This is a genomic window from Dactylosporangium sp. NPDC051484 (assembly GCF_040689395.1).
Classification (GTDB): Bacteria; Actinomycetota; Actinomycetes; order Mycobacteriales; family Micromonosporaceae; genus Dactylosporangium.
In genome coordinates this window covers 57,878-82,200 of the sequence record NZ_JBFAZX010000022.1, presented here as the reverse complement: position 1 = coordinate 82,200, position 24,323 = coordinate 57,878, and the positions used below count along the sequence as shown (strand labels likewise).

30 protein-coding genes and 2 tRNA genes are annotated in these 24,323 nt (G+C 66.7%); 13 read left to right on the top strand and 19 right to left on the bottom strand.

Going from position 1 to position 24,323, the window contains the following annotated elements; all coding sequences use genetic code 11:
* The first annotated feature begins 5 nt into the window (after positions 1-5).
* The 3 genes from gyrA to AB0367_RS28425 all read left to right on the top strand — a co-directional run bounded on the left by gyrA (position 6) and on the right by AB0367_RS28425 (position 3,562).
* The gene (gene gyrA, locus AB0367_RS28435) at positions 6-2,516 is read left to right on the top strand and encodes a DNA gyrase subunit A (protein ID WP_366229500.1); all 2,511 of its coding nucleotides are present in this window, start codon (positions 6-8) and stop codon (positions 2,514-2,516) included.
* Positions 2,517-2,519: 3 nt separating this feature from the next.
* On the top strand, positions 2,520-3,359 hold the full coding sequence (locus tag AB0367_RS28430) for a DUF3566 domain-containing protein (RefSeq protein WP_366229499.1): 840 nt from the start codon (positions 2,520-2,522) through the stop codon (positions 3,357-3,359).
* Between the two features lie 129 nt (positions 3,360-3,488).
* Positions 3,489-3,562, top strand: a tRNA-Ile gene (locus tag AB0367_RS28425).
* A gap of 117 nt (positions 3,563-3,679) precedes the next feature.
* On the opposite strand, the gene AB0367_RS28420 is transcribed toward AB0367_RS28425, so the two are convergent.
* Complete coding sequence (locus tag AB0367_RS28420; protein WP_366229498.1) at positions 3,680-4,546, bottom strand: N-acetylmuramoyl-L-alanine amidase; 867 nt, start codon at positions 4,544-4,546, stop codon at positions 3,680-3,682.
* A 448-nt stretch (positions 4,547-4,994) separates the two neighbouring features.
* Here AB0367_RS28420 and AB0367_RS28415 point away from each other — a divergent pair, with 448 nt between their 5' ends.
* Positions 4,995-5,123, top strand: a complete 129-nt coding sequence (locus AB0367_RS28415; protein ID WP_345120593.1) for a DLW-39 family protein — start codon at positions 4,995-4,997, stop codon at positions 5,121-5,123.
* Positions 5,124-5,166: 43 nt separating this feature from the next.
* Positions 5,167-5,239: transfer RNA gene (locus AB0367_RS28410), tRNA-Ala, on the top strand.
* 66 nt (positions 5,240-5,305) lie between these two features.
* Here AB0367_RS28410 and AB0367_RS28405 read toward each other — a convergent pair.
* The 13 genes from AB0367_RS28405 to AB0367_RS28345 form a co-directional block, all read right to left on the bottom strand.
* Entirely contained in the window at positions 5,306-6,535 is a 1,230-nt protein-coding gene (locus AB0367_RS28405; RefSeq protein WP_366229497.1) for a site-specific integrase, read from the bottom strand.
* Position 6,536: 1 nt separating this feature from the next.
* Complete coding sequence (locus AB0367_RS28400; protein WP_366229496.1) at positions 6,537-6,710, bottom strand: helix-turn-helix domain-containing protein; 174 nt, start codon at positions 6,708-6,710, stop codon at positions 6,537-6,539.
* A gap of 2 nt (positions 6,711-6,712) precedes the next feature.
* Positions 6,713-8,341: a replication initiator gene (locus tag AB0367_RS28395; RefSeq protein ID WP_366229539.1), complete on the bottom strand. Its 1,629-nt coding sequence runs from the start codon at positions 8,339-8,341 to the stop codon at positions 6,713-6,715.
* A 65-nt stretch (positions 8,342-8,406) separates the two neighbouring features.
* Positions 8,407-8,802 carry a hypothetical protein gene (locus tag AB0367_RS28390; protein WP_366229495.1) on the bottom strand — a complete coding sequence of 132 codons (396 nt, stop codon included), beginning with the start codon at positions 8,800-8,802 and terminating at the stop codon, positions 8,407-8,409.
* Positions 8,799-9,314 (bottom strand): DUF2637 domain-containing protein, encoded by a 516-nt coding sequence (locus AB0367_RS28385; RefSeq protein ID WP_366229494.1) that lies wholly within the window; start codon positions 9,312-9,314, stop codon positions 8,799-8,801. Before AB0367_RS28385 ends, AB0367_RS28390 begins: the two co-directional genes overlap by 4 nt.
* Positions 9,311-9,496, bottom strand: a complete 186-nt coding sequence (locus tag AB0367_RS28380) for a hypothetical protein (RefSeq protein ID WP_366229493.1) — start codon at positions 9,494-9,496, stop codon at positions 9,311-9,313. The genes AB0367_RS28385 and AB0367_RS28380 overlap by 4 nt, the downstream gene beginning before the upstream one ends.
* Positions 9,497-9,516: 20 nt before the next feature.
* The gene (locus tag AB0367_RS28375) at positions 9,517-9,771 is read right to left on the bottom strand and encodes a spread protein (RefSeq protein WP_366229492.1); all 255 of its coding nucleotides are present in this window, start codon (positions 9,769-9,771) and stop codon (positions 9,517-9,519) included.
* Positions 9,768-11,366 (bottom strand): FtsK/SpoIIIE domain-containing protein, encoded by a 1,599-nt coding sequence (locus AB0367_RS28370; RefSeq protein ID WP_366229491.1) that lies wholly within the window; start codon positions 11,364-11,366, stop codon positions 9,768-9,770. Before AB0367_RS28370 ends, AB0367_RS28375 begins: the two co-directional genes overlap by 4 nt.
* Positions 11,367-11,410: 44 nt before the next feature.
* On the bottom strand, positions 11,411-11,599 hold the full coding sequence (locus AB0367_RS28365) for a hypothetical protein (protein WP_366229490.1): 189 nt from the start codon (positions 11,597-11,599) through the stop codon (positions 11,411-11,413).
* A gap of 97 nt (positions 11,600-11,696) precedes the next feature.
* Positions 11,697-11,897 carry a hypothetical protein gene (locus tag AB0367_RS28360; protein ID WP_366229489.1) on the bottom strand — a complete coding sequence of 67 codons (201 nt, stop codon included), beginning with the start codon at positions 11,895-11,897 and terminating at the stop codon, positions 11,697-11,699.
* 8 nt (positions 11,898-11,905) lie between these two features.
* Positions 11,906-12,298 carry a transcriptional regulator gene (locus AB0367_RS28355; RefSeq protein WP_366229488.1) on the bottom strand — a complete coding sequence of 131 codons (393 nt, stop codon included), beginning with the start codon at positions 12,296-12,298 and terminating at the stop codon, positions 11,906-11,908.
* Between the two features lie 100 nt (positions 12,299-12,398).
* Entirely contained in the window at positions 12,399-13,130 is a 732-nt protein-coding gene (locus AB0367_RS28350) for a GntR family transcriptional regulator (RefSeq protein WP_366229487.1), read from the bottom strand.
* Between the two features lie 7 nt (positions 13,131-13,137).
* Positions 13,138-13,425 carry a hypothetical protein gene (locus AB0367_RS28345; protein ID WP_366229486.1) on the bottom strand — a complete coding sequence of 96 codons (288 nt, stop codon included), beginning with the start codon at positions 13,423-13,425 and terminating at the stop codon, positions 13,138-13,140.
* A 156-nt stretch (positions 13,426-13,581) separates the two neighbouring features.
* On the opposite strand from AB0367_RS28345, the gene AB0367_RS28340 reads away from it, so the two are divergent.
* The 3 genes from AB0367_RS28340 to AB0367_RS28330 are packed head-to-tail and all read left to right on the top strand — an operon-like array spanning position 13,582 to position 15,998.
* Complete coding sequence (locus AB0367_RS28340; RefSeq protein WP_366229485.1) at positions 13,582-14,445, top strand: GntR family transcriptional regulator; 864 nt, start codon at positions 13,582-13,584, stop codon at positions 14,443-14,445.
* Positions 14,442-15,131 (top strand): HAD-IA family hydrolase, encoded by a 690-nt coding sequence (locus AB0367_RS28335; RefSeq protein WP_366229484.1) that lies wholly within the window; start codon positions 14,442-14,444, stop codon positions 15,129-15,131. The genes AB0367_RS28340 and AB0367_RS28335 overlap by 4 nt, the downstream gene beginning before the upstream one ends.
* Positions 15,132-15,173: 42 nt before the next feature.
* Complete coding sequence (locus tag AB0367_RS28330) at positions 15,174-15,998, top strand: phosphotransferase (protein ID WP_366229483.1); 825 nt, start codon at positions 15,174-15,176, stop codon at positions 15,996-15,998.
* Positions 15,999-16,055: 57 nt separating this feature from the next.
* On the opposite strand, the gene AB0367_RS28325 is transcribed toward AB0367_RS28330, so the two are convergent.
* Positions 16,056-16,640 (bottom strand): hypothetical protein, encoded by a 585-nt coding sequence (locus tag AB0367_RS28325; protein ID WP_366229482.1) that lies wholly within the window; start codon positions 16,638-16,640, stop codon positions 16,056-16,058.
* 891 nt (positions 16,641-17,531) lie between these two features.
* Here AB0367_RS28325 and AB0367_RS28320 point away from each other — a divergent pair.
* Both AB0367_RS28320 and AB0367_RS28315 read left to right on the top strand, forming a co-directional pair.
* A complete protein-coding gene (locus tag AB0367_RS28320) occupies positions 17,532-17,903 on the top strand; it encodes a TIR domain-containing protein (RefSeq protein WP_366229481.1) in 372 nt (123 codons plus the stop codon).
* Between the two features lie 6 nt (positions 17,904-17,909).
* Positions 17,910-18,902 (top strand): caspase family protein, encoded by a 993-nt coding sequence (locus AB0367_RS28315; RefSeq protein WP_366229480.1) that lies wholly within the window; start codon positions 17,910-17,912, stop codon positions 18,900-18,902.
* A 1,135-nt stretch (positions 18,903-20,037) separates the two neighbouring features.
* Here AB0367_RS28315 and AB0367_RS28310 read toward each other — a convergent pair.
* Positions 20,038-20,853: a Fic family protein gene (locus AB0367_RS28310; RefSeq protein WP_366229479.1), complete on the bottom strand. Its 816-nt coding sequence runs from the start codon at positions 20,851-20,853 to the stop codon at positions 20,038-20,040.
* A 7-nt stretch (positions 20,854-20,860) separates the two neighbouring features.
* A complete protein-coding gene (locus AB0367_RS28305; protein ID WP_366229478.1) occupies positions 20,861-21,295 on the bottom strand; it encodes a hypothetical protein in 435 nt (144 codons plus the stop codon).
* A gap of 690 nt (positions 21,296-21,985) precedes the next feature.
* Between AB0367_RS28305 and AB0367_RS28300 the strand changes: the two genes are divergently transcribed.
* The 3 genes from AB0367_RS28300 (at position 21,986) to AB0367_RS28290 (ending at position 23,487) form a co-directional block, all read left to right on the top strand.
* Positions 21,986-22,285 carry a GRAM domain-containing protein gene (locus tag AB0367_RS28300; RefSeq protein WP_366229477.1) on the top strand — a complete coding sequence of 100 codons (300 nt, stop codon included), beginning with the start codon at positions 21,986-21,988 and terminating at the stop codon, positions 22,283-22,285.
* Positions 22,286-22,465: 180 nt separating this feature from the next.
* The gene (locus AB0367_RS28295; protein ID WP_366229476.1) at positions 22,466-22,891 is read left to right on the top strand and encodes a CBS domain-containing protein; all 426 of its coding nucleotides are present in this window, start codon (positions 22,466-22,468) and stop codon (positions 22,889-22,891) included.
* Between the two features lie 152 nt (positions 22,892-23,043).
* On the top strand, positions 23,044-23,487 hold the full coding sequence (locus AB0367_RS28290) for a SufE family protein (RefSeq protein WP_366229538.1): 444 nt from the start codon (positions 23,044-23,046) through the stop codon (positions 23,485-23,487).
* On the opposite strand, the gene AB0367_RS28285 is transcribed toward AB0367_RS28290, so the two are convergent.
* Together AB0367_RS28285 and AB0367_RS28280 are read right to left on the bottom strand one after the other, a co-directional pair.
* Positions 23,446-23,970 carry a YbaK/EbsC family protein gene (locus AB0367_RS28285; protein WP_366229537.1) on the bottom strand — a complete coding sequence of 175 codons (525 nt, stop codon included), beginning with the start codon at positions 23,968-23,970 and terminating at the stop codon, positions 23,446-23,448. The two genes, AB0367_RS28290 and AB0367_RS28285, sit on opposite strands and share 42 nt — an antisense overlap.
* Complete coding sequence (locus AB0367_RS28280; RefSeq protein WP_366229549.1) at positions 23,967-24,302, bottom strand: hypothetical protein; 336 nt, start codon at positions 24,300-24,302, stop codon at positions 23,967-23,969. The genes AB0367_RS28285 and AB0367_RS28280 overlap by 4 nt, the downstream gene beginning before the upstream one ends.
* Positions 24,303-24,323: the final 21 nt, after the last annotated feature.

Below are 24,323 nucleotides of genomic sequence, written 5' to 3'. Positions count from 1 at the left end.
AGAGCGTGACGGAACCGACTTCCACCCCAGAGACTCCGGATGAGGGTGGCTCGGCGGTCGCCAGCCGTATCGAGCCGGTCGGCATCGAGGTCGAGATGCAGCGCTCGTACCTCGACTACGCGATGAGCGTGATCGTGGGACGGGCCCTGCCCGACGTGCGCGACGGCCTCAAGCCGGTGCACCGCAAGATCCTCTACGCGATGTTCGACGGGGGCTACCGCCCCGACCGCGGCTACGTGAAGTGTGCTCGCGTCGTCGGTGACGTGATGGGCAACTACCACCCGCACGGCGACGCCTCGATCTACGACGCGCTCGTACGTATGGCGCAGAACTGGTCGCTGCGGTATCCGCTCATCGACGGCAACGGCAACTTCGGCTCGCCGGGCAACGACCCGGCCGCCGCCATGCGGTACACGGAGGCACGCCTCGACCCGCTGGCCATGGAGATGCTCCGGGACATCGACGAGGAGACCGTCGACTTCGTCCCCAACTATGACGGCCGGGCCCAGGAGCCCACCATCCTGCCGTCGCGCATCCCCAACCTGCTCGTCAACGGCAGCACCGGCATCGCGGTCGGCATGGCCACCAACATCCCGCCGCACAACCTGCGCGAGATCGCCGCCGCGGTCCAGTGGTGCCTCGACCACCCGGATGCCGACGAGGCCGAGACGCTCGACGAGCTGATCCAGATCGTCAAGGGGCCGGACTTCCCCACCAAGGGCCTCATCGTCGGTACCGCGGGCATCATCGACGCCTACCGCACCGGGCGCGGCTCGATCCGCATGCGCGCGGTCGTCGAGGTCGAGGAGGACGTCCGCGGCCGGACCGTCCTGGTCGTCACCGAGCTGCCCTACGCGGTCAACCCCGACAACCTGGCCGAGCGCATCGCCGACCTGGTGAAGGAGGGCAAGCTCGCCGGCATCGCCGACATCCGCGAGGAGTCCTCCGGCCGCACCGGCATGCGCCTGGTGATCGTGCTCAAGCGCGACGCCGTGGCCAAGGTCGTGCTGAACAACCTCTACAAGCACACGCAGCTGCAGGAGACGTTCGGCGCCAACATGCTGGCGCTGGTCGACGGCGTGCCCCGCACGCTCAACCTCGCGCAGTTCGTGCGGCACTACGTGGCGCACCAGATCGAGGTCATCGTCCGGCGCACCCGCTACCGGCTGCGCAAGGCCGAGGAACGCGCGCACATCTTGCGCGGCCTGGTCAAGGCCCTCGACATGCTCGACGAGGTCATCGCGCTCATCCGCCGCTCCCCGAGCGCGGAGGAGTCGAAGGTCGGCCTGATGAACCTGCTCGAGATCGACGACATCCAGGCCACCGCGATCCTCGACATGCAGCTGCGCCGCCTCGCCGCACTCGAGCGGCAGCGGATCTTCGACGAGCTAGCCAAGATCGAGATCGAGATCGCCGACTACAAGGAGATCCTGGCGACGCCGGCCCGGCAGCGGCAGATCGTCTCCGAGGAGCTCGCCGAGATCGTCGCCCGCCGGGGCGACGACCGCCGCACCCAGATCATCCCGTTCGACGGCGAGGTCTCCATGGAGGACCTCATCGTCCGGGAGGACGTTGTGGTGACAATCACGCGGACCGGCTACGCGAAGCGCACCAAGGTCGACCTGTACCGCTCGCAGAAGCGCGGCGGGAAGGGCGTCTCGGGTGCGACACTGAGGCAGGACGACATTGTCAGCCACTTCTTCGTGTGCTCGACGCACGATTGGATGCTCTTCTTCACGAATAAAGGGCGGGTCTACCGGGCAAAGGCATATGAGCTGCCCGAGGCCAGCCGGGCGGCAAAGGGTCAGCACGTCGCCAACCTGCTGGCCTTCCAGCCCGACGAGCACATCGCGCAGGTGATCGAGATTCCGAACTACCAGATCGCGCCGTACCTCGTTCTCGCGACGAAGGAAGGCCTGGTGAAGAAGACCAAGCTGGAGGAGTTCGACTCCAACCGGTCGGGTGGCATCATCGGCATCAACCTGCGCGAGGACGACGAACTGGTCGGCGCCGCGCTGCTCGGCCCGGAGGACGACCTCCTCCTAGTCAGCAAGCAGGCGCAGGCGATCCGCTTCACAGCCAACGACGAGGCGCTGCGCCCGATGGGCCGCGCGACCTCCGGCGTGATCGGCATGCGGTTCGCAGACGGCGACGAACTGCTGGCCATGGAAGTGGTGCGCGAGGGGATGGACCTGGACGTTCTGGTGGCCACCGACGGTGGTTTTGCCAAGCGGACACCCATCGAGGAGTATCCGGTGCAAGGACGCGGCGGCAAGGGCGTCCTCACCGCTAAAATCACGTCGCGGCGCGGTGGTCTCGTCGGCGCGGTAGTGATCAGTCCGGATGACGAGCTGTTCGCCATCACCTCAAATGGTGGCGTGATCCGGACTCCCGTGAAGCCTGTACGGCGTACGAGGGATCGGAACACAATGGGGGTCAAGCTCATGGACCTTCCCGAGGGTGTAACCATCGTCGCGATCGCCCGCAACGCCGATGAGCCCGATGAACAGGACTAGTTGATGACAGACACACAGGCGAAGTCGGGGACCGCCTCGGCAACCGATGAGGCCAGAAAGGCCGGAGAGGCTGCCATGACGGGATCTGACTCGGGGGCGCCTGCCACCAGCGGTGAGGCCGGCGCGATCAACGGCAGCGCGCCCGGCGAAACCACCAGCGGCGGCATGCCGAAGTTCACGCGCGCGCCCGGCATGGCGGCGCCCCCCGACGCGCTCACGGTGCCGATCCAGACGTCCTCGTCGACGTCGAACGGCACCACGCCGCCGGCCGCGATCCCGGCCTCCGCCGCTCCGGCCAGCGGGTCCACGACGGGCACGGCCAGCGTCTCCGCGATCGCCCGCGCCGCCGTCCGGACGCCGGCCGCCGCCACCACGCAGGCCATCAATACGCCTGCGCCCGCGGTCAGCGGCTCGGCCCGGGTCACGGAGGCCGTGCGCGCGGCCCGCAAGACGGTCAGCGCCGCCGTGGGCCGCGGCCCACGGCGGGCCAGGCTGCACCTGAAGCGGATCGACCCGTGGTCAGTGATGAAGTTCGCGTTCGCTGTGAGCTTTGTCCTCTTCGTCGTCCTCATCGTCGCGACCTCGGTGCTCTACCTGGCCCTTGACGCCATGGACGTCTTCAAGAGCATCAACAAGCTGCTCGCCGACCTGGTCAGCTCGACCGGTGGTTCGAGCGCGAGCGCGTTCCGTGTCACCGCCAAGGGCGTCATCGGCGGCGCCGCCCTTCTGGGCGTCGTCAACGTGGTGCTCTTCACCGCGCTGGCGACCCTGGGCTCCTTCATCTACAACGTGTGCGCCGACCTGGTGGGCGGCATCGAGCTCACGCTGGCCGAGAAGGACTGACCTGCGGTTTTGAGCCCCCTGGCGCCGGCGCGCCACGCCAGGGGGTAACCGGTTTGAGGCGGGCGCCAGGGGTACGGTAACCTTCTGTTCGCACCGCGGGGCGCCTTCCAGGCGCAGCCAAGGTTCAGCGGGGCTATAGCTCAGTCGGTTAGAGCGCAGAGCTGATAACTCTGAGGTCGCTGGTTCGATTCCAGCTAGCCCCACAAGCAGTCTTCTACCAGCACGAACGTCGGTTCTCCTCGGATGAGGAGAACCGAACGATTCTCACGGCTTCCAGGTTCGCGCCCCCTGTGATCACCGTTGACGCTGGTCAGCGACGCTTAGGCTTTGAGCGCGGCGATGATTGCCCGGCCGAGTCCGGCTTGTACCTCCGGGTCGCGCATTGCGGCAAGCACCGCGGCGTCGAGCTGAGCCTGCGACGGCGCGCCGCCGGCCGCCCCGCTCAGCTTGTCCAGCTTGTCGCTGATCTGCTTGAGTCCGACCGGCTTGCCCCAGCCCAGCTTGTTGTAGTAGCGGGCGAGGGCCGGGTCGTCGGCGTCCTGGGTGCTGCGGAGCCGGAAGTGCAGCACGTTCTCGTCGGTGAGGCCGCCCGCGATGATCGCGGAGTGCTCTTCGGGCGTCATGTCGTCCTCCGTGTTCGCGGTCGTGGCCTTCTGGTTGACCTGGGCCATGAACCCGGCCCAGTTGAAGTCCGGCCCCGGGTCGGTGTGGTCGCCCTTTTTGAGGCCGATCGTGATGTCGTAGTGCCCGCAGATGCCCCGGGCGCCGGCGGCCACCTGGGCGGGGGTGAGCTTGACCTTGGGGATGCCCGCGAGGTCGCAGAGCTCGCGGACGAGCGCGGTCGTGTGGGCGATCGTGGCTGTCTCGACCCCGGATGCCTTGCGGCACATCTCGAGGTGGAAGCCGTTCTCGTTGGCGTACGAGTACGCCGCCCACGCCTGCAGGCTCAGCGGCAGGCTGCCCAGCGGGCCACCGGGGTCGATGTAGGCATGTGCGCTCGTCCACCTGTCGCGCGCATCGGTCCGGTTGGCGGCGAAGCTGGCCTCGTCGAACCGCGTCGAGCTGTTGTTGCCAGTGTCGTGAATGACGATCAACCGTGGCGGCCACGCAAGCGTTCGTGGGCTGATCTGCCCGCCCGCCTTCGGCAGTGCCGCGTACGCAATACCCGGAATCCGCGTGGGTCCCATACGTCCCTCCCGTCAGAGGTTGCAGGTAGTACTGAAGTCTGCACCACATGTCACATTGCAACCAGTCGTGCAGCACGTCGCACCGGCCTGGGCGGCTCTAGGTCGAGGGACACCGACCGTAAGCTGACCGTGCCGGCGCCGGCGTTACGTGCGTGGCCGGGCGGCATGAATGGCCCGATCTGGACACTCGCACCGAGGAGGGACACGCCGAGGACCTTGGCTCGCGCGAGCGCCTTCCCGTAGAGCCGGTGCCCTCGGTCGCCTGATAGCCGTGCGACGAGCCGATTTCCGACTGATGGCCCCCCTCTTCGAAAGGGGTGTGGCGGTGCTAAGCTCCGACAGTCAGCGCGGAGACTCGGTCTTTCGTGCTGACTGGGGATAGGCGCAGAAGTCTGGTGCGCACGACGATCGGCAGAGACGTCGCTGGTTCGAATCCAGCTAGGCCTACATGTGGAAAAAGGTGCTTCTGGTGGTCGCCGTCGTCGGCGCCGCCGCCTACGTCGCCAAGCGGGTCAAGGCCGCGAGCGAAGAGCGCGCCCTGTGGCACGAGGCGACCACGGCCCCGGATCTGCGCTAGTCTCTAGCTTGCGCGGGCTTCGGCCCGCCCCACCCCGACCAGCGGGGGCGTAGCTCAACTGGCAGAGCACCGCCTTTGCAAGGCGGGGGTTAGGGGTTCGAGTCCCCTCGCTTCCACTCTTTAAGGCATCTGACCTGCGGTTGTAGGTCCGCCAAGATCACCCGGTAAGCCGCGGGTAAGTCTCACCGCAACTCTCCCTTCCGGCGCACGGCCGTCAGAGCCTCGCCGAAGATGCCGCGCGCCTTGACCCGCTTCGGCCACCAACCGACGTAGGTCTCCATCGTGAGGCTCAGCGACTTGTGTCGTAGCGCCCGCTGTACCTCCTGCGGCTCCGCCCCGTTCGTGATCAGCACGGTGGCGAAGAAGTGCCGCAGCGCGTGGAACCCGGCGTGCTCCGTGTTCGGCCAGCCTGCCGCCTCCCGCCACTTCCCCCACTCCCGCGACCAGATCCGATCAGTCAGCGGATTGCCGTGGCGGGAGGTGAACAGCAGCGGCGCTTTCCGGCGCACCAGCTCACCCGACGTGATGTCAGGCAGCTCGATCTCCACCGACGGGAACTGCGCCACGTGATCGGCGAGGTGCTCCGCCACCAGGCCGTCGAGATCGACCGTCCCCGACGAGCCGGCCTTCGGTCTCGCCAGGTAGAACCCGCCGTACTCCTTAGGCGAGTACCGCAACTGCTGCACCACGTTCAGCTCACCGGCAGCGGGGTCGGCGCACCGCGGACCGTCCTCCATCCCCAGCGCCTCACCGATCCGCAGGCCCTGCCCGGCTCCGAGCCACCCGGCCAGCCGATACCGCGCCGGCATCGCGTCGAGCAGTCGCAGCACCTGCTCCGGCGTCGGCACCCACTTCGGCGTGATCGACAGCCCGTCGAGAATCCTCGCCAGCCGGATGCCATCACATGGGTTGTCCTCCCGCGCCTTGTCCCGGACCATCGCCGCGAGCACCGCGTCGAGGAGCTCGAAGTACAGCTTGATCACCGACTTGGGCATGCCGTCGGCCCGCATCCGGCCCAGCCACTCCAAGACCTGGGTCTCGTTGATGGCCGCCGCCGGCGAGTTGCCGAACACCGGAAGCAGGTGCACCCGCAGGTTCGACGCCACCCGCTTGCGCGTCTCCAGCTGCCAGCCAACCTCCCGGGCCAGTCGCCACCGCTCCGCGTACTCGCCGAACGTCAGGCCCTTTGCCGAAAGAACTACGCGCTTCGGTGCCTCAGGAAGTCCGCCCCTGATCGCCTGACGTTCCCATTCCTCCGCATCGGCCTTGCGGTGGAATGCTTTCGTCCGTTCTTCACCGCCCTCGTCGACGTAGACGCCCCTCCATCGCTTCCCGCGCCCGTGCCGAGCCGTCTTTACCCGCTCCTTGTTCGGCCCCGGCTTCGACGAGAACCACAAGTCATAGATCGGCATGTCAGGCCGCCTCTTGATCGCGGAACCACGCCTGCACCTCGGCCGGGTCGTAGCGCAGATGCCGGCCCACCTTCCGCGCCGCTGGCCCCTTCCGCCGCGACCGCCATTGGTAGAGCGTCCCCTTGGGTACCTGCAGCAGCTCCGCCACCTCGTCGATCGACAACGTCTTGTCCAACCTCAGCCCCTCTCCCCGTGATCGTCAGTTGCCGAAAGATGTACCGGCGTCGGCTCGTACTGCGCGGCGCGGTCGCGGGCGGCGTTGAGCGCGTTGCGCCACTGGATGCGTTGCGCGAGCGCCCGCAGCAGGCGATGCCGCATCGGCGGCATGTCCGGGTCATTCGGTCGCGCCAACTCCCAGGCGACCGACGCCGGGGTACCGGGCTGGTGGTCGCCGACGACCGGGACCTGGTCCACGCCCTCGGATACGCCGAGCAGTGCCTTGACCCAGGCACGGGCGTCGTGGCGGTGATCGGCGAGGGTCTTGCCGGACCAGTCGCGGGAGACGAGGATGCGTCGGCCGCCGATGCCGAGTGTGGCCCGCTGGTGCACGCGACCCTTGCAGTTGCCAGGCCGCAGCCGAGCATGAGCTTTCTTCGGCTGGATGCCGTACAGCAGCCAGTTGGCGCACCGCTCCGAGCAGGGCGTGACCCGCAGTTCCCGCCAGAATCGTTCCAGGTGATCGCGCTGCCGATCGGTGGTCAGCTGGTGGCAGTCGGCCGCGGACTTGGTGATGTACTTCGTGATGTAGCCGATCGTCCGGTCCACGTTGCGGTCGTTCGCGTTCACGCCTTCTGCCCGGATCTGCGTCCCGAACCGGATCACGTGCGCCGGCTCGTCCTCGATCGCGTCCAGCGCCTCGTCCCAAGTGGCCAGCGGAAGCCCAGTCGCGCTGTCACACCAGGTTTCAGCATCGGCGTTCCACAGTGGACGACAGCTCGGTTCGCCGACCTTGGGCCACCAGACCTGGTGGTACGTTGCCGCCGCCACTTCCCGCAGCACCGCACGCGGGATCGTGCCCCGGATCGCGAAGTGGGCATGCGGGGCGAGACGGCGTTGCGGCTCAACACATCCGGCGTACTGCACGTTCCAGCCGACGCAGCGGCGCAGGTTCTGCCAGAACCGGTCCAGCAGCCGGGGAAACGTGATCGCGTCCCAGGCCGCCCGTCGATAGTCGTACGTGGACGGGTCGACCGGTGAGCCGTCCGGTCGTACGGGGCCGTACGAGTCGAGCGTGACCGTGAGCCACATCGAGGGCCGGTACTCGGTGCCGTCCGGCGCGGTGTAGACCCGGCCGACCGTGCGCGGGTCGACTTTTTGCCGGGGCAGGGCGGGCGCGTCCTGTCGTCGCTTCGTGGACCGCTGCCGCTTCGGCTCCGCCGGCTTGTCGTGCGCCGGTGCGACGCTGCCCCGCAGTCCCTCAGCGGCGATGGCCTCCTCTACCTCGCGGATGGCGTCGTCGACCTCGCCGACCTGGTCCCACTGCGAGGCCCGGACCGCCTCGTCGCGGGCGTGTTCCAGGTTGGCGCGGAGGCTGATCAGCGCCCGTTGCCCCTCAGCGGCTGGCTCCGGGGCAGGGGCGGGTTCGTCGGTGCGGTGCCAGCCCTCGCGGATCTGGACCTTGCGCAGCCGGCGAGCCCTCTTTGCGCACGGCGGGCACTTGTCCTCGCGGGTCGCGCCGCAGGGCACGTCGATGATTTCGGTTTTGCCGGTGTCCAGGTCGGTGCGGCGCAGCCCGACCGGGCGCAGGCACACGCCGTATTCGGCGGCCATCTCCTTGACCACGTTGGCGGCCAGGGGGATGAGCATCCGGGCGGCGCGGGAGCCCGGCCGCGGCTGCTCGTCCGGTTCGAGTCCGGGCAGTGCGGTGATGGTCAACGGCGCCCACATCCCCGGCAGTGCAGCCCGGCGCAGCCGTCGCTCTTGGCGGCCATGAGCCCAGCGACGACGAGGACCAGGACGACGGTTCCGACGATGACCATCCAGTGCGCGATCACCCATTGCACGAGCAGCCACACACCCCAGCCGAGCCCGGCCAGCGCGGTGACGCCGGCGACGATCGCCGCGACCTTGAGCACGAGCCGCCAGCGGATCCGGTGGCGGCGCGGCTCGAGGAGCGTGACGTCGATGGCGTACCGGCCGTCGGCGAGCCGGCTGGGCCGGCCGTAGCGGACGAGATGCCCCCGGGTGTGCGCCGAGCGCAGTACGTTGCCGAGCTGGTCGGCGGGGCCGGCGAGGTGGTGGTCGACGGGTTGGAGGTTGGTGGTCATCGCACGACTCCTGACGGGATCGCACCGACAACGTGCAGCGCCGGGCGCGGCTCGGGCAACGGCTGAGGCAGCGGTTCGGGTAGCGGTTCGACCGGCTGTGCGACCTTCCCGACCCGCGGGTTGGCGGCGAGGAGCGCGGCGGCGGCCATGACCATCAGCCCGTCGACGGCGAGCGGGCCGAGGGTGGCGGTGAGCGGGTCTTCGCCGTAGTGGCGGAACAGGCCGGACAGGTGCCGATAGGACACGACAGCGGCGACGAGCGCGACGGGCAGCAAGCCGGCGAACCGCGCGAGACGCCACCAGACCCCGGCTGGCCAGACGGTGCGGACGAGGATCTCCACGGCGATGAAGACCGCGACGGGCCAGAACATCGCGCTGAGCACCGCGCCGGCTTCGGGCCGCCAGTCGGCCGGGGCGCCGGTGGGCGGGATGTAGCAGTGGGCGACGTTTGCGGCGAGGGAGGCGACGCCGCCGAGGGCGGTGCCGATGTAGGCCCAGCGGCGGCCGGTCATGACGACCACCCGAACCCGTCGAGATCCTCCGCGGTGGTGCGGGCGTGCTGGCGGTGTGCGGTGCCGACGATGTCGGCCTGGTCGTCGCGGGCAGTGGTGCAGTACGGGCAGGCCAGGTCGGGGTTGCGGTGGGCCAGGTCGAGGCAGGTCCGGCGCCGGCCCCGCCGGTGGTGGTGACGCACGAGGGGTCTCCTTCGATGGGTCAGCGAGCCTTGGGGGTGATCGGGACTCGGATCCAGTCCGGCGGGGCGCTGGTCGAGGCGACGGCCTCCGACAGGCAGCGCCACAGCGCCCACGCCTCCGCCGGGGTCAGGTACATCCGGCGCCGGCCCGCCCCGACCGCGACATAGAGGTCTTCGCCCTCGGTCACCCGCACCGTCACTGCCGATGAGCCGGCCGTGGGGTGCGGAGCGCGGAGCCGGTAGAAGCGGCGCTCTGTGTCGGTGGTGGTGGTCATGCCGGCTCACCCCCGCCGAGCAGCCCGGTCAGGCTGTCCGGCAGCAGCGGCCCCATCGTGGGACGTCCCGGCCGGTAGCTGTGCGTGGCCGGCTGGGTTCGCTGCTTGGGTGCGGTCGGTGCGGGGCGTGGCGCCGGGTCGGGCGGGGCGGCGTACTCGATGGCCATGGCGCGGATCTCGTCGTCGGTGACGTAGGCGAACCGCACCCGCAGAGGCTCGGGCCGGTCGTCGAGCACGACGTAGCCGATGCCGCGCATGCTCGGTTCGGCCGAGAGTTGGTCGGCGAGTGCGCCACGTTCCCGGGCGCCGTCGCCGAGCACGAGGTCGACATGGTTGCGTTCGTTGAGCCGCAGCGCGATGCGGGTCGGGAAGAAGTCGCGCAGCTCGACGACTTCCTTGCGCGGGTCTTGTGTCGCGCCGATGACAAGGACGCCGAGGCCGGCGCCCTGGGTGAGCAACAGTGCCAGCGCCGACCGGGCGCGGTTGCGTAGTTCGGTGTCCTGCAGCAGCGCAACCAGCGCAAGCAGCTCGTCGACCATGAGCACGTACAGCGGTTCGGCCAGCGTCGGCGTGTGAACCCGGACGGCGCCCTGCATGCGGGCCTGCCGCTCGCGCATCACGGCCACCAGGTCGTCGAGCATGGCCACCATGGGGGCCGGGTCGGTGTACTCGTAGCGGGCGAACAGCTCCCGCCCGATTGACAGCTCGACGCCGCCCTTGGGGTCGATGCCCCACAGCCGCACCAGCCCCGACCGAATGCCCGAGGCGAGCGCCCGCACGAGCGACCACTGCACCGAGCCCTTGCCGGACCGCGTCGCGCCGACGATCAACACGTGCGAAGCGAGCAGCCGCAGGATGAACAGCCGCAGATCCTCGCCGAGCGCGAGCGGCAGCCGTTCGAAGTCCGGCTCGTCCGGCACCGGGAACGCCGGCACGATCTCTCGCAGCGGGTCGCGGCGCGGGAACACCAGCCACACCAGCCGCGGCCGGTCCCGGAAGCGCACCCGATCCACGACCCGCACCAGCCACGCCCAACGCCCGACGCGGGCCGGCGGGACCGACCGGCGCCCGGTGTAGACGCGGCACTCGCGGGCGTTGAACGAGTACGCCAGGTTCGCCGACGCCTTGTGGTAGAGGTCCGGGTTCTGCCCGCGCGGCATCCGCAACAGCACCTCGTCCGCAGCCAGGGTGCACTGAACCCGTAGCAGCTTCGGCATGATCCGGGTGTTGTCGTACCGTTCGGCCAGCCCGCACAAGGTCAGCGCCTCACGCCAGTGCAGCTGGTAGACGGTCAGCCGCCGCCACCATGCCAGCAGCGGCAGCACCACGAACCGCTCACACGACGGGCGCCAGCTCCACCACCACAGCCCGCCGGCGCCGACGATGGCGACGAGGACCAGGACCAGGACGAGCCAGCCGTGCTGGTACCACAGCCACACCGCGCCGACGGTCAACGCCAGCGAGCGCCAGTTGCGGCCGATGACCGGCACCAGGCGGATCAGCGCCCGGGCCACCTTGTACAGCAGGTACGGCACGACCGCCCAGATGACGACCCACCACGGCGTGGGCACGTCCAGCCGGCGGAACTTGATCAATGGACTCTTCTTCAACGTCGACCCTCCCCAGGGAAGCCCGGGGCTCACCGGGCCGCCGCGAGCGGGGCGAACCGGCCGCGGGGATCGCGGCGGAACGCCAGCAGCTGCAGTGGCATGCCGGTGAACCAGCGGGTGAACCGCCCGGACGCATCCCGCGCCACGGGCATCAGCAGGAGCAGTTGGCCGCGGCAGACACGGCGGCCGTGCTGGATCGAGGGGCCGGATTTGGGCATGATGAAGCCCGCCTTCCTTGCCTCAGCAGGAGTGTTTGGGAAGGAACGGGGCGGTCTGTTTGCCGTAGGAAGCCGGACCGCCCCGCACCTGTGTTGGTCAGACCGCCGCCCGTAGCGACGGCAGCAACTCGTTCGCGTCGCCCAGCGTGTCGATGAGGCGGGCGAGCCCGGCGCGGTCGAGGAACAGCGCCACCGACCCGTCGGCCGCGCCGATCTCCAGCCACACCCGGTCACCGGAGCTGGTGCGGTGGGCCTGCAACGGCGTCTCGGCGCCGATGTGCACGTTGACCGAGATCATCGCCGCGATCACTTGCCGGCCCTGCCCGCCGGAACCGGCGCCCGGAAGCCCGTCGCGCGCAGCGAGTACGTGAGGCGGCCGGTCTGCCCGACGTACGGCGTGACGGTCATGCCTTCGAACTCCACCGGCGCGAACGGTGCCGCGCTGTCCGGGATCGGCTGTACCGGCGCGGTGATCTTCACCGCGATCTCGCGCGCCCGGCCGGCGAGGTCCGGGTCCATGTCCATGACCCGCACCGTCCACACCCGCACGCCGGTGAGCTTGTCCACCGCCGGCGTACGGGCGCCGGTGGCGGCGTTGTAGTCCTGCGCCTCCGTGATCGAGTCCGGCACCAGCACGCAGCCGGCCGGGAAGACGTCCTCGAACCGGACCGAGAACCGGGTTCCACCCTTCAGTGCCATTGCGTCTTCGCTCCTCAAGGCCATCTTGGCTACTTGACTAACCAAGTAGGCCAACTATCACATGGCCAACCTGGCTAGTCAAGTAAACAGCGAAGATTGTTTATGGCAGTTTGAACAGGGACGAGAGCTGTACCGCATCGCGCGCTATCAGCGCGTCGACCGCGAGGATCGGCTGGTCGGTGGCGCCGAGGACCGTCAGCAGCACGGTTGCCAGGCAATGACGCCGGTCGGTGTCGAGCGCGGTTGCCTCGAACGCCGACGGGATACGTGCGCCAACCTGTTCGATGACCTGTGTGGCGATCACGCCACGCTGTGCTTCCAGGTATGGCACCAGGTCGTCGGCCATCGGCGAGTCGGCGTGCAGCTGCACCTCGTCCGCCAGCGAGGCGTCAACGTAGGCCGACGTGAGCCCCACCGGCCTGCCGCCGGCTGGCGTGAGCAGGTACCGGCGCGTCACGAGCTGCGCGCCGGCACGCTGGCCGAGGGCGGACGCCACGTGTGGTGGAGCGACCGCCCGGCCCGAGGTTAGTAGCGCGGCGTCCGTGAAGGTGCCGGGACGCAGAAGGTGATGAGCCCGGCGCGGTAGTGAGGTCAGGGGAGAGGCGGGCCGTCCGAGGACGAGGCGCCCCTTGCCCTGGACGCCTTCCAGCCACCCTTGCTGGCGCAGGTACTCCAGCGCGCGGACCACCGTCGAGCGCGATGCGCCGAACTCGCGAACCAGCTGCGCCTCACTGGGCAGCATGTCGCCGGGTCGGTACGTCGTGTCGATGATCCGCGCGCGAAGTGCGTCGATGATCGCGGCGTATTTCGGTGGGCTGGATTCAGTTGGCACTGACCCGCTACCGCACGCTGCCCGACTCGGCCAGAAGCTGAGTCAGGGTGTTGATGAGTTCGAGAGCCTGTGCCGCCGTGAGGTCTGTGCCGTCGTCGTTGCTCTCCTCGAATTCGAGCAGCACGTTTGCCTGTTCGCCGTCGAGCATCCACAGCGAGGCCGACACGGCGGTGCCGGTTTCGGGGTCGGATCTGCCGGGTACGGTGCGCGAACGGTGAATCGCGTATCGCCCGGACGTGCGTCCAACGGGGCATGTGGACCGCTGGCACCAGTGCGGGTGAATCACGTCGCTCACTACGCCACTCCTTGATCGTTGGGGTTCGGAATGAAGAGCGATAGATTTGACTAGCTTGGCTAGTCAAATCTGACGATAGAGCGAGCCATCGATCGACACAAGGGAACATTGGGCCAGATATTTCTAGCCTGGCTAGCCAGGCCGTAGGCTGAGCCCGTGAACGGCGTAGTCGAGAGCCTCGACGGACTGGACCCCGACGACCCGCGTCCCGCTTCGCAACAGATTGCGAACGTACTGCGGGCCGCGATTCTCACGCGCCGCTTCCAGCCGGGCGAACGCCTCCCATCGCAGAACGAGCTCGCCGAGCGCTACGGCGTAGCCCGCGAGACCGTCAAGGTCGCCTTGCGTGTGCTGCGCGAGGAACGGCTGATCGTGAGCCGCCAGGGGAGTGGGGCGTTCGTCCGCGCCCAGACGGAGCGCCCGGTCGGCCTCCGCCCGCACATCGAGGCCGCCTTCGAGCGCCAACACGTATCCATCGACTTCGCCGGCTTCTCCAGCGAGACCCTCCACGGTGCGCTGACCGAGCCGCTCGACAAGATCCGAGCTGGCCGGCTAACCCCAGAGTCGATCGCCGTCCGCATCCTGGTGCCCGACCACTCCCAGCTGGCCGCAGTCCCCTCCGCCATTGACGGACCAGAGGCCGACAAGGCCGTTCGCGACCGCGCAACCAGGATCAGCCGGCGACACAGCGAGGCGATCGTCGACGCGGTGCGTGAGCTCGGCGAGCTGGGCCTGGTTCGCTCAGCGACCGCCGAGGTCCGAGCGCACGGCACGGCCGCCCTGTTCAAGGTGTACGTCCTCAACAACGCCGAGGCGTTCTTCGGCTTTTACCCGGTGGTCCGCCACAACGTGACCATCGACCACGAATCGGTGCCCATCTTCGACGTGATGGGCAAGGATGTGCCGCTCTTCCAGTTCGCCGTCGGCGACGAGGAGGACTTGGCCACCCAGTACGTGCAGCAGGCCCGCGCCTGGTTCGACAGCGTTTGGACCACCATCGCCCGCGAGCAGCAATCGTGACCAAGACTCTCGCTGACGTCGTTCGGGCCGCGGAGGTGTTGATACTCGACTTTGACGGTCCTGTCGCCGCACTCTTCGCTGGCCACCCGGCCGCCGTCATCGCTGGGGAGTTGCGAGAGCTCGCGACGTCTCGCGGCTACGACCTCACCGCGTTGGGGCCGCTGGCTGTTCTGCCAGAGGTGGCGTCGTTTGGCGATGACCAGTTGACTAGGCAAGTGGCCAACGCTGCGCGCGAGGCCGAGATCAGGGCGGCCGAGAGCGCAACCCCCACATCAGGGCTCGACGCGGTGTTGGCAGCGGCGCGTGCCTCAGGCAGGCGGGTTGCCATCGCGAGCAACAACGCCGTGGAGGCGGTCGAGGCATACCTGCGTCGCAGGAACCTCATCGGCGACGTCGACCTGGTCGTGGGCCGGTACGACGGCATGGATCCTGGGCTGCTCAAACCCCACCCGCATCTCGTGCGGTTGGCACTCGACGGTTTGAATGCGGCACCTGACACCGCGGTCTTCATCGGTGACTCGTCGAGCGACATGGAAGCCGGCCGAGCAGCCCACACCGCGACCGTCGGCTACGCGAACAAGCCAGGCAAGCGCGAACGCCTCCAGCACGCTGGCGCTGACGTCGTCATCAATCACATGGCAGACCTCGCCGACGCGCTGCGCACGATACCGATCCTTGCGCGCTAAGTCGGCTGCTCCACCTACTGCCCACCTTGTCATGGAGCACCGATGACCGACTGGCCTGAAATCCCGGAGAACGTTGTCAAAGGCGTCCGGGAACGCTGGCCCGACCGCGCCGACCGTTGGCTGGCGACCGCTGGCGAGACCCTAGCCGAGCTGTGCGCCGGCTACAACGGTCGCCCACGGGACGCCCTTCATGCGCGGTACGGCTACGTCGTTAGCGTCGACACGCCCGATGGCGGACTGGTCATCCGGTCAAGCCCCGACCCTGACGGCCCGATCCAAGTGAAGGTCTCCGAGGCGCTATCCGCACTGGGCGTTGCGCCAGCCATACACCAGACGCTCGTAACCGACGTCGCCACCTGGACCGTAATGGAAGAGATTGAACCCGGCACACCCTTCGCACTGACCGACCGATCATCGGCCGACCTCGAAGCGCTTACCGCGCCACTGGCCAGCCTGCGCAACCAGCCGGTCCCAGTACCCGGTATGCCGTCGCTCATCCCCTGGATCCGGGGCCGTCTAGAAGACGACAACCTTAAGGACATGCCGGTCTGGCAGGTACCAGCGTCCGACAGCGAACGCAGCCAAGCCCTCAACGTCCTGGCGGAGCTTGAGCAGGACTTCAAGCCTCTGCTGTGCCACGGTGACGCATCGACGTGGAACCTATTGCTCACCGGTGCAAGTCGCTGGGTGCTCATAGACCCTCGCGGGATTGCTGGTGAGCTGGCCTACGATCTGGCCGTGCTAGCAATGAAAGTTCGAGGCAGCCTCACGGCAGCGGAAGTTGGTCAACGATTCGCGGCCGCCACGCAGGTGGAGGAGGGGCGCGTTGCGGCGTGGATGGAAATCGCGTTGGCCGCCCGAGTTTAGGTGGGAGCAGATAGAGACCAGCTGGGAGTTCATCTGTCCCGGCAGCGCGACGGCGATCTACGGTGTGTGTGGTGTTGGGGAACTGGTGCTCGTTGAGGAGCGCACAACAACTGGACTCGGCATTTGAGACGGAGCCGGGACCGCAGTCGGCGACCAAGCCCATACAGCGATGCCGATGACAGACGCCAGCCCAAACAGCGCGATGACCTGGGCGATCAGACCGGCTAGCAGCCAGGATGCCTTTCGATTGTTGCGCCTTCGCAGGCTTCCGATAGTTCCGACATTCAGCTCTGTCACGACGGAACGAGAGTCGATCGGGTCATCTTTCCAATGACTCGTACGCATATTGTTTAAATCGCGAACGTCTGCCACCTGATGCTTATGCATCCATGTCGCAGTCACCCCAAAGGCTGCCGCGGCAACAAATGAAAACAGCGTAAGAAGCAGCGGAAATCTGGCCAAAGCGGGAAGAGTATAACCATCACCGCGCATAACGAAAGCACCAACGGCGGCCAGCAGAGTCACCAGACTGCCGGACGTCGTGACCAGAGATGCGCCCCGTGAGTCAAGATAGGTACGCCGCTCACGTTCGCTTTTCAGCTCGACCTCGATGAATGTGGCGTAGACCAAGCCCTGGTTCACGTCTAGCGACGACGCATCTCCCGCGTCTCTCTCCGCTCCTGGACGTGGCGAACCTCCGTCGTCACGAGCCAGCTCGTGTCTGCCGGAGGCTTGCCTGGTTTGTCCGGCTGGCTGTCTCCTGGCGGCGTGTTCGGCTGAACCTCGCCCGGCTGCTCCGCCACGGCCTCTCCTCAATTTGCTCGAATCCCTCAATATGCCCGCTGGCCACCGGCATGGTTCACCTTGGTCTACGAGTACTGTAGCGGGCATCCATCATCGTTGCCGCGTGACGAGGACGTGGCCTGCGGTGTGACGGATATCCCTGCTAGAGGCCCGCGATGGCCCAGTTCCGAGGTGGCTCTCGTGTGAGGACTTTTCGTAGCCCGTCTTCAAGGCGCTGTGACACCCGGCACACCACGGCGCCTGGGGTCGCTTCGCGCTCTGCTGCTTCGGCTGGCGTCTCCGCCGCAGGCGAGCCCCCAACGCCCGCACCAGACCTAGCGAATCCCAGACCAGGAGAACACAACAACAATCCCGACCCTCCGGCGAAACGGAGGATCAATACGTCGATGTCGATCGATGAAGCAACTCAGGCTCTCAGTGTGACTTGCCGCTGTGATGGGCTTGCATCAGAGCGGCGCCGCCCACGCGCGATCCGTTGTGGCCGTGACACGTACGTGTCAACAGACCCACCTACGCCGCCGGAGGTACCGCCCGTGTGTACGCCCAGTCTGACCGGCTCAAAGCAATCTTAGGCGGACTCCCCGGCACCGCTTCGTGCTCGGAGGGCCGTTAGGTCCTAGGTGTGCGGGCGAACAGCTCCCGGCAAGTGGTTGATAAGCTATTCTCCCTCATCGGTGTTTCATGGGGCAAGTTTTTTCGCGCACAGACTGTCTAGTTCAGGGAGATGCAGTGTCAGACAAGAAGGTGGTCTTCGTGGCTTTCGCCATCGAGGACGAGCGCCAGCGGGATTTCCTCAAAGGGCAGTCGCTTCATCCGAGAGCCCCGTTCGAGTTCATTGACATGTCAGTCAAGGAGCCTTACGACAGTGAATGGAAGGAGCGAGTTCGCACTCGCATCCGGAGATCGCACGGCGTCATCGTTCTGGTGAGCAAGAACTCTCTGACATCAAGCGGACAAAAATGGGAAATCCAGTGCGCTAAGGAAGAAGGCAAGCGGATCCAAGGCATCTGGGCGTATCAGAACGACCGCACAACGATCTCTGGCGTTTCAACGCTCTCCTGGAGTGACGCTAACATCAATAACTTCATTGGCTCCCTGTAGAATATCATGCGCAAAGCACTCATTGTCGGCATCGATTACTATCCGCACATCGGAAACCTTACCGGTTGCGTGAACGACGCCCACTCGGTCAAGGCGGTTCTGGAGCGGAATGCTGACGGAACCTTGAATTTCCCCAACGCTCACCTCCTGACCGGAACGGGCGCCACGCAGCAAGTCCAGAAGAGGGATCTCAAGGAAGCCGTTAGGCGGCTGTTTGCAGACGATTCCGAAATCGCATTGTTCTACTTCGCGGGACACGGATATATCGAAGACACCGGCGGCTTTTTGTGCGCCAGTGACTCCGAGGCGGGCGATGAGGGACTCGCCTTGGCCGAGGTCATGACGCTCGCCAACTCATCGGAGGCGAGGAACAAGGTAATCATTCTGGATAGCTGTCACAGTGGCGTGGTCGGAAACAACGCGATGACGAACGGGCTAGCCGAGATTTCCAACGGGGTTACACTTCTGACGGCTTCGACTGCTGACCAATACTCCCACGAGATACCAGGCGGAGGTGCAGGTGTATACACGAGCTTGTTTGTTGACGCACTCAATGGATCTGCCGCGAATCTTATCGGAGATATTACACCGGGGAGTGTCTACGCCCATATAGATCAGTCACTCGGTCCGTGGGCTCAGCGGCCAGTGTTTAAGACCAACGTAAAGACGTTTGTCTCACTGCGAAAGGCGGAGCCGCCGATTGATCTCAGTCACTTGCAAGCCCTTACTAAGCACTTCCCAACTCCAGATTACGACTTCCCGCTAGACCCGTCCTTCGAGCCCGAACGATTCGAGGAACAGCGGCAGGACTCGTCTATTCCTCCACCGGACCCTGTTAACACGGCGACGTTCGGTGTGTTGCAGAAGTACGTAAAAGTCAACCTCGTCCGGCCTGTGGGTGCGCCTCATATGTGGCATGCCGCGATGCAGAGCAAGTCGTGTGAACTTACAGTGCTCGGGCAGCATTACTGGAATCTCGTAAAGAAAGAACTGATCTAGAGATGTCGGAAGCCTCAGAGCGCTTACGAGACGTCCTACAAGGGCTGGTGGAGACGCTTGCGGAGGTTGAGCACGAGCGATGGTCACATTGGCAGCGCTACCTTCACTCAAAATGCGAGCGCGCCAACGACGGTTCTCTCAGGATTCCAGCTGAACTTGTAAATCGGTGGGAGCTGCAGATGGACACCCCGTACTCGCGGCTATCCGAGGCTGAGAAAGAGAGCGATCGAGACCAGGTCCGACGCTATCTGCCCATCATCGCTGATGCATTCGAACCGCGCTCATAGAAATGGACAGCGCGGTGACCTGCGCGGCGGCGCGGCGTCAAAGGTCAATGATTAGCCCTTCGTCCTTCAAGTGAGACCCGTTCTCGTGCGGCTCAGCCGTGAACACATTTACGGGCATTCCGACCTGCTCGACTTGTGTGCGGTGCTGCGTTGAGACGACGCCGTCATGTGCGACAGCTCGGCAAATGTGTGTCTTGATCCCCAACGCAACGACACGTGTGCAGGTAACGAGCCACTTACCGCTTCGACACTCGTGTGTTCCTAACCGTGTGCCGCCGGTTTTTCTCGGTGACGATGTCGGTTACTAGGTCAGGTGTTGCCGAATCGGGCTGTACTAGATCAAGGCGCCTTCGGCGCAGCCCGCACGCGGTCGCCGAGCTCGGCGTGCGATCGGCGCCAGCGCTCCGCGCCGGCGCCGTAACCCCGCACGGCTCGGAACCCGCGCGCAGGCCACGCGAGCTGGCCTTTAGAAGAGACCGGACAGCCTTTGGCCGCTGATGGTTCCATAGCTTTGAGACCCCGGTCCGCCGAGCTACATACCGCTGCTCCCGCGGACACCGGTCGCTGCGCTCCCTGCCAGCTCCGCATTCAGTTGCGCTCTTGCCTCCGGCGGGGCCTCCAGCCGGGGGCCTCTGGGTTCCGGTGGGGGCGCCCCTCCGCACACCCGCCGTCCAGGCAAGCCGATGGGCCGGCGCCGGGGGCCGCCAAGCGTGGTCGCGGACGTCGCGGTCCGTACTCACGAGGGCAGCCCCCGGCGCCGACCCATTCCCCGGAGGGTGGACGACGGGTATACGGAGGGGCTGAGTAGAACAGAACGCTCGCGCCTGTGAACCTAAGATGTTTGGGCCCTACGACGGCGAGGCAGGTTCTTCATCCTCCGCCCACTCCGCCTCGAAGTCCTCTTCAGTCATCAAATGACCATCGGCGCCGTACGTGTATTTCCCGACCATGCGACCTCGCCAGAACTCTTTTGGGCCCAAGGGATGCCGCTCCGCCTCAGCGTTCTCGGCGTCGAGTTCTTCCTGCGCATAGCCGTCCCCAACGACGGAAATGATGATCTCGGCGACCGACACGCCGTCCGTCTTGCCGCTGATCCGCCGGACGTAGACCCCGGCTGGGTTGTAACCATGAACGTCGTGGATCTGTAGGTCGCCGACTTGCACCGTGTGCTTTTCGTATGGCAACTCGCCGATCCACTCCGCCGGGTAGGAAACCAGCGTTGTCGGACCCTCCGTGTCCAACGGAGGTGGCACCGCTACGAGTCGAGCTTCGACCCATGCAGCCAGCGCAGGCAAGGGGATCCCCGCGCCAGCTACGGCCCGAACGATCTCGTCTGTCTCTTCGCCGTCCGGGTCATCGCCGAATGGCGGCTCCCAGTCGTAGCCGTTCAGGTTCGCGAAGAAGATCGTTGCGAGAAGCGCAGCTCGTTTGTTCCCGTCCGGAAGCGGATGGTTCTTCGCGAGACGCTCCAGGAGCACCGCTGCCTTCACGGGGAAAAACGGGTACTGCTCGAATTCACCCCATCCAGCGGCGGGCGCGTTTATCGCCGATTCAACCAGCGAGCGGTTGGCCACCTTACGCACCGTGTCCGCGTCGAACTGGGTCGCATGAGCGGCGGCGCGGACGTAGTCGTCCCAAGTGAGGTACTGGACGTCGGACGTCACGAGCTACTCAGCGAGAAAGCCGGTCTAGAGCCGCGCGATTCCGTCCCGCCGCACGACGAAGCAGAGCTTCGGCCGCTTCTGGATCATCGCGTCTAGCCCGCCGAGCCGCTGCCAAGCGGTTGATAAGCGCTTCACGGTGCGCAAGGTCTGAGGTGGCGTGATCGCTGTCGAGCGCTGGCGCTGGCACGGTCGGCTGGACCTGCTCGGGCTTCGGCTCAGGTGCGGAACTTTTGGCCGATTTGCGTGATTTCTGAGCCTTGACCGGCTTTGCCCGATCACTGGTCTTCACAATGAACAGGCCCGAGCTTGCTGCCGTCGTGGAGACGGTCAGGCGACGTGCTTTCGTCGTGCGACGTAGCAACTCCTGCGCACGAGCCATCGCCTCGGCCTGGGTCTTGGCCGAGGCACTCCTCGCGCCCGGGTTGCCCGACGAATCGCTCATGACTCCATACTCTCACTTCTCCGGCTGACTCCGGTCAGCCGACAGGACCACGTTTGGTGCAGCCGGAGCCTGTCGAAGCAGGGATGTCCGGTAAGGATCCGGTAAGCCTGAGGTTGGCGAGTGATGTCAAACGCCCTCAAGTGTTGACAACATCCGCCCAGCTCAGTGGCCTGATCTGTCCGCTTCGAGTGATCTCTAGATCGGCGGGCGCGTTAGGGGTTCGAGTCCCCTCGCTTCCACCCAGTGTATTTGATCAGACCAGTCCGCGCGTGACGCGCTGGTCTGCCGTGCTCTTCGGAGTCTGGTATCAGCCGTTTCCCGCGACGTCGGCAGCGGATTGTCAGTGTCCGGGAAGTCGTGTAGCCCGACGTCGGTCACCTCGCCGCGCAGCCCGGCGCGTACGAGCGCGCGGGGCTACACCTGCCGCCGGAAGTCCGACCGTCGCGGCACGCTGTCCGTGCGCGTGGTGAACACCAAGGCGTGCGGGTCGGCCGGACCGCGGATGATCAGCGAAGCCCCTGCTGCTCGTGAAGGGGCGATTCCGGCTCGACCTCACCGACTGAGTCGTTTGAGGACCAGCCATCGACCACTCCTGGCAGGCCGACGCTGACTAGGTAGTGGTGCAGAACGGTACCGACGTGACCTGACGCAGCGTTGGCTTCCGGGTGTGTCAGACCGGAGGATGGTCACGTGAAAGATGACGGTGACGTCTTGGTCCGTGCCCGCGCCAACTTGTGGCGCGGTGCAGAGGCCGTCGGTGGTCGTCTGGTCCTGACCCGCAACCATCTGTGCTTCCGTGCGCATGCGTTGAACATTCAGACCGATCCGCTCGACTTGCCCATCGGCCAGATCGTGTCCATGCGTAAATACAACAACCTAAAGATTATCCCGAACGGACTCGCCGTAACGATGGCCTCGGGGGCCGTGTATCACTTCGTTGTCCGCCGAAGTGATCGCTTCATCGCCGCCATCGAGGCCCGCCGGCCGTAGCTCGCCGTAAACACGCACTCAGCAGCCGGAGAGGCGAGCGTAGTTAGCCGTGAAGAAAGTGCATCGCCTCTCGCAGCACCCCCGGCACCGTCACGAGCGACGTTCGCGCCGGGCATGTGATCGTTAAGCGGACGGCGCGCTGGGTACCACGTCTGCATTTCAACGGCGGGAGGTCAAGCCATGACGATGCAGACGGTCCGGGACGTGATGACCACGGACGTGGTCTACCTGCCCAGCGAGACCACGTTGGCCGAGGCCGCGCGGACCATGCGCGAGCAGGATATCGGCGACGTGGTGGTGGCGGACGGGCCGGAGCTCACCGGGCTGGTCACCGATCGTGACATCGTCGTACGGGCGGTGGCGGAGCGCTGCGATCCCGCGGCCACGACGATCGGTGAGATCCTGAGCAAGGACCTCGTGATGGTCCGGCCCGAAGACTCGATCCAGTCGGTCGCGCTGCTCATGCGGGACCAGGCCGTACGCCGGGTTCTGGTCTGCAATGACGACAACGGCTTGGTCGGCATCGTGTCGATCGGCGATCTGGCCGAGGAGATCGACCCGGACTCGGTGCTGGGCGGGATCAGTAGGGCCGAGCCGAACAAGTAGATCAGCGGCAAGCGCGCCCTCGGTGCCGGCCTCAGTCGGCGTCGAGGCGCGCGTGCATCCGCCGCGACCAGCGTGGCCACCTGGCACCACTGAAGGAGCGGCTGCGGCATCCTCGGCGAGCAACGGAACAGCGGTACGTTAACAGTGTGGAGATGCCCGACAAGCTGGCCGCGATCGTCGACGAGTTCGCGTCCGCGCCGCGAGACGTGGTCCTCGAGATGCTGCTGGAGTATTCGGACGCGGTCCGCCCGCTGCCGCCCGAGCTCGAGGGTCACGCCGGCATGGAGCAGGTGCCGGAGTGCCAGACGCCATTCTTCCTGAAGGCGGATGTCACCCCGAAGGGGGTCGTGGAGCTGTACTTCGACTGCCCGCCCGAGGCCCCGACCACCCGCGCGTTCGCGGGGATCCTGGCCGAGGGGCTCGAGGGCGCGAGCGTCGACGAGGTGCTTGCCGTGCCCAACGACCTCTACCAGCGCATGGGGCTGGCCAACGCGATCAGCCCGTTGCGGGTGCGCGGCGGGACGGCGGTCCTGCAGCGGCTCAAGAACCAGGTGTCACTGCGCCAGGCCGTCCACGACGGTGGCGCCCGGCAGTGACGCGAGCAGCGCGCCGGGCAGGACGATCTTGCTGGCCCGCAGCCCGCTGCCGATGACCGCGTCTGCGACGGCGGGCACCCGTGCGTCGACGAACACCGGCCAGTCCTCGGGCAGGCCTATGGGCGTGATTCCACCGTACTGCATCCCCGAAATGCCGACGGCTTCCTCCATCGGCGCGAAGCTCGCCTTGCGCACCCCCAGCAGTCGGCGCACCGCGCCGTTCACGTCGGCGCGCGTGGTCGCGAGGATCACGCACGCGGCGTAGATGCCGGCGGGCTTGCCCAGGACGATCACGCAGTTCGCGGACTGTTCGAGATTCACGTCGTACGCCGCGCAGAACGCCGCGGTGTCGGCGAGTTCGGGGTCGATCGGCGCGACCCGCACGGCCTCCGCGTCGGGCAGGCGCGGCAGGGCGTCGCGCACCGGCGGGGCGAGCAGCGAGGGTGTGGTCAGCGCGGGGGAGAGCTCGAGGCGCAACGTCAGCGCCCGTCGTCCAGCGCGAGCGCCTTCATGAAGATCGCACCTATCGTCGAGGGGTCGGACGCGACGAAGACCGCGCCGCCCGTGGCATCGACGATCCTCCGCATCTTTGCCTCGTCCACCTCGGTGCCGACGCCGATGATGATGATCTGTACGGGCTGGTCCGCGCGCTCCGCCTGCTGCAGCGAAGATATCAGCGCGTCCAGCGACAGCCCGCTCGGGTCGTTGTCGCGGCCGCCGTGTGCGGCCTGGACGGCGACCTGCTCCTTGGTCAGCCCGCCGGCGCTGGACGCCGGCGACTTCATGGTCGCCGAGATGTCGATGACGGCGAGCATGCGCTACGGCTGCGTGATCTC

Coding starts and splice junctions, on each gene's coding strand:
- AB0367_RS28360 (WP_366229489.1), bottom strand. CDS start 11,897: ATGATCTCGGTCAACGTGCACATCGGCGCCGAGACGCCGTTGCAGGCC.
- AB0367_RS28385 (WP_366229494.1), bottom strand. CDS start 9,314: ATGACCGGCCGCCGCTGGGCCTACATCGGCACCGCCCTCGGCGGCGTC.
- AB0367_RS28315 (WP_366229480.1), top strand. CDS start 17,910: ATGCGCAAAGCACTCATTGTCGGCATCGATTACTATCCGCACATCGGA.
- AB0367_RS28420 (WP_366229498.1), bottom strand. CDS start 4,546: ATGGGACCCACGCGGATTCCGGGTATTGCGTACGCGGCACTGCCGAAG.
- AB0367_RS28355 (WP_366229488.1), bottom strand. CDS start 12,298: ATGGCACTGAAGGGTGGAACCCGGTTCTCGGTCCGGTTCGAGGACGTC.
- AB0367_RS28280 (WP_366229549.1), bottom strand. CDS start 24,302: ATGCTCGCCGTCATCGACATCTCGGCGACCATGAAGTCGCCGGCGTCC.
- AB0367_RS28365 (WP_366229490.1), bottom strand. CDS start 11,599: ATGCCCAAATCCGGCCCCTCGATCCAGCACGGCCGCCGTGTCTGCCGC.
- AB0367_RS28390 (WP_366229495.1), bottom strand. CDS start 8,802: ATGACCACCAACCTCCAACCCGTCGACCACCACCTCGCCGGCCCCGCC.
- AB0367_RS28305 (WP_366229478.1), bottom strand. CDS start 21,295: ATGAGCGATTCGTCGGGCAACCCGGGCGCGAGGAGTGCCTCGGCCAAG.
- AB0367_RS28415 (WP_345120593.1), top strand. CDS start 4,995: ATGTGGAAAAAGGTGCTTCTGGTGGTCGCCGTCGTCGGCGCCGCCGCC.
- AB0367_RS28430 (WP_366229499.1), top strand. CDS start 2,520: ATGACAGACACACAGGCGAAGTCGGGGACCGCCTCGGCAACCGATGAG.
- AB0367_RS28295 (WP_366229476.1), top strand. CDS start 22,466: ATGACGATGCAGACGGTCCGGGACGTGATGACCACGGACGTGGTCTAC.
- AB0367_RS28375 (WP_366229492.1), bottom strand. CDS start 9,771: ATGACCACCACCACCGACACAGAGCGCCGCTTCTACCGGCTCCGCGCT.
- AB0367_RS28395 (WP_366229539.1), bottom strand. CDS start 8,341: ATGCTCATCCCCCTGGCCGCCAACGTGGTCAAGGAGATGGCCGCCGAA.
- AB0367_RS28405 (WP_366229497.1), bottom strand. CDS start 6,535: ATGCCGATCTATGACTTGTGGTTCTCGTCGAAGCCGGGGCCGAACAAG.
- AB0367_RS28330 (WP_366229483.1), top strand. CDS start 15,174: ATGACCGACTGGCCTGAAATCCCGGAGAACGTTGTCAAAGGCGTCCGG.
- AB0367_RS28290 (WP_366229538.1), top strand. CDS start 23,044: ATGCCCGACAAGCTGGCCGCGATCGTCGACGAGTTCGCGTCCGCGCCG.